At 41.1% G+C, this 2,508-nt stretch carries 4 protein-coding genes; 3 read left to right on the plus strand and 1 reads right to left on the minus strand.

Translation table 11 applies throughout. The features are described from left to right. The first annotated feature begins 119 nt into the window (after positions 1–119). The 3 genes from RRG12_RS42890 to RRG12_RS42900 all read left to right on the plus strand — a co-directional run bounded on the left by RRG12_RS42890 (position 120) and on the right by RRG12_RS42900 (position 1,569). Entirely contained in the window at positions 120–884 is a 765-nt protein-coding gene (locus RRG12_RS42890; protein ID WP_104902300.1) for a ParA family protein, read from the plus strand. Then, positions 877–1,335, plus strand: coding sequence for a hypothetical protein (locus RRG12_RS42895; protein ID WP_104902257.1), 459 nt, complete (start codon positions 877–879; stop codon positions 1,333–1,335). The genes RRG12_RS42890 and RRG12_RS42895 overlap by 8 nt, the downstream gene beginning before the upstream one ends. Before the next feature lie 105 nt (positions 1,336–1,440). Further along, on the plus strand, positions 1,441–1,569 hold the full coding sequence (locus RRG12_RS42900) for a hypothetical protein (RefSeq protein ID WP_258169889.1): 129 nt from the start codon (positions 1,441–1,443) through the stop codon (positions 1,567–1,569). 76 nt (positions 1,570–1,645) lie between these two features. On the opposite strand, the gene RRG12_RS42905 is transcribed toward RRG12_RS42900, so the two are convergent. Then, a complete protein-coding gene (locus tag RRG12_RS42905; protein ID WP_420759025.1) occupies positions 1,646–2,302 on the minus strand; it encodes a hypothetical protein in 657 nt (218 codons plus the stop codon). Between the last annotated feature and the right edge of the window lie 206 nt (positions 2,303–2,508).

Here is a 2,508-nt window from a genome sequence, read left to right on the forward strand (position 1 = left end):
GTTAATTACAATGTAGTCATTTGTAAATGACTAAATTACATAATGACTAAATAACTTAAAAACAACATTATGCATTATGATATTGACTAATTTACACAATGCTGCTGGTAGTCAGTAAAATGTTAATTCTTACTTGTGCATCCTTGTCCGGTGGCCAGGGAAAAACAACTGTTGCAATCTTGTTGGGTAGAATGCTTGCTCAAACAGGACAGCGTGTACTGATGATTGATGCCGATCCCCAAGCGAACCTAACTTTTTACCTGGGGCACGAAGTTCAGCAGAATCAACCCACGCTTCTAGAAGTTCTCAAAAAACAGATCAATACTGAAGACGGTATTTATGAAATCGGAGAAAACCTATGGTTAATTCCTGCTGATGATGGATTAGATAATGCTCAAGAATTTTTGTCTGGGAGCGGTATGGGAGCTATTGTTCTGAGCAAACGCTTAAAAGAGGTATCAGATCTATTCCAATACTGCATTATCGATGCACCACCTCAGCGATCGCAAATCTGCCTTACATCGTTGGGGGCAGCTGACCATATCATCATTCCTGTAGAAGCATCATCCAAAGGTGTAAATTCTCTCATCCGAACTCTAAGTTTAGTTGAAGAACTTCAAGAAATTGATGCTTTTTCAGGGATAGTGCTTGGCATCTTGCCATTCAGAGATAAATGGGTAGGTAATAACCAAGTCGCACAAAGTAAGGCGAGTATTAGTGCAATGCGAACAATTGCCGAAGAAATAGTCGTTTTACCTTCAATTTTAGAATCTGAACAATTTAAAAAGGCCATAGATAAAGGTGTAAGTTTGTCCTCTCTAGGCTTTGAACAACTCGAAACTCCCTTCCAACAAATTATCGAGAGGTTACAAAAGAATGTCTGATGTTTTTGAGCGCCTTAAGAAAAAGACACGTCCAAGTGTTCCAGCACGGGATACAACACTTGTAAAAGTACAACACGATAACTTACTAAATGACCAAATTACTGAATTTAGTCATTTACCTGAAAAACCAAAACCGGATTTAGATAGTGAGGAAGTAATAAACGATAAGGTAAGCACTTCTAATCAAGAAGAGCAGTTAGAGTTACCGCAGATCATCAGGCGAACAATCAGGTTAGAACAGGACATTGATACCAAACTAGATACGTTTTGCAATGTAAATAAAATTACTAGAGATACTTTCCTAGAAGGTGCATTTATCGTCTGCTCAGAAAATGAGGAATTATTGCAAGAGGTATTAAACCAAGCTAGAAAACGTTATCAACAGCGTAAACAAGCTGGTGAACAACGCAAATTTCAGACATTGGCTAAGAAAATTAACGTTAACGATTAAGTTAACCCTAATCCATCCGTGAGAGGTTGTGACTTTGATTATAAATTAAGCAAAAAGTTCAATTTATGGTTTCTTATCAGCTTTTGGTGATAGTGATAGAAAAGGGTGGTCAGCTACTTCGCTTACCGCGTTGGCGATGGGCTACGCCCCACAGTAGGTGACATAGATGTCAGTTTCAATTTTGGAGTAGCGATCGCTCATCGGGCTGTGTTAATCCGGTCGTTGCAAGACTAAAGCCGTTACTCGACTGGGGGTGAGAGCACGTTGGGAAGAAGAGCTTACTTTGGGGGAAGCGTCTTTTGTTAAACCTTCAAACTGAGCGCTCCTCATCAGAAGGCTGTTCAGTGAGAGTATTGGCTGCCTCTTGTAACAGTTCCACAGTTGTTGCCAAGAGCGTTCGTACACGAGTTAACTGATTTCGGCGCTCAATCCCCAGCCGTGCTTCAGTGTTTCGCGGATCGTCATCATGGCTTAAATGAACAACTTTCACTTTCTGCTGTTTTTCAGATGGTTCAAATATTGGCTCAGGAGCAGTGAGTTTGTTGTATCCATAAACTCCACTTGGGCGCTTCACATTATAATGATGTACTTCACAGCCACCAGGAGCAATGTAGCATCCTTCTAGATTATTTAAGTTGTGATGCAATTGTTCTACACAGGCGGCGATCGCTTCCATTTGTGCAGCAACGCCCAGCGATTGTGCACTTTGAGGACAACCTCTTGACATCAGCATCATCATTGCCGCTTCGCGGCGCGTGGTTCTAAAGGTTTCCTCTCTGCGTTCCCACTCCTGTTGCCGTTGGCAAGACGCAATCTCCCGCACGCGAATTAGTTCGATTTCCTCATCTGGAGTCAATTTAATAGCTGCTCCACAGGTTGTATAATTGAAGCATTCTCCAGGGTCAATACCCGGTTGCAACATCATTGAGGCACAGTCAAAGCCAAGTCCACATATCTTACGCGGCATGATTTCAAATTAGTTCTAGCTTAATAAACTTATTTTTGTTGGTTCGCAGACTAATTGAAAAAATCTCAACGGAGTAATCAGGGTTCTAACTTATCTTGTCGCAGACAAAGTGAAAATTTATCGCGGAGTAGATGAAAAATTCCTACCAAATTCGCGGACTAATTGAAATTTTCCGCCAAATGAGGATAAAAGGTCGCAACGCATTA

It is taken from the genome of Nostoc sp. CALU 546, assembly GCF_048836525.1.

Excerpts from the sequence above, each read along its gene's own strand:
- RRG12_RS42895 (WP_104902257.1), top strand. The coding sequence starts at position 877 with ATGTCTGATGTTTTTGAGCGCCTTAAGAAAAAGACACGTCCAAGTGTT.
- RRG12_RS42890 (WP_104902300.1), top strand. The coding sequence starts at position 120 with ATGTTAATTCTTACTTGTGCATCCTTGTCCGGTGGCCAGGGAAAAACA.
- RRG12_RS42905 (WP_420759025.1), bottom strand. The coding sequence starts at position 2,302 with ATGCCGCGTAAGATATGTGGACTTGGCTTTGACTGTGCCTCAATGATG.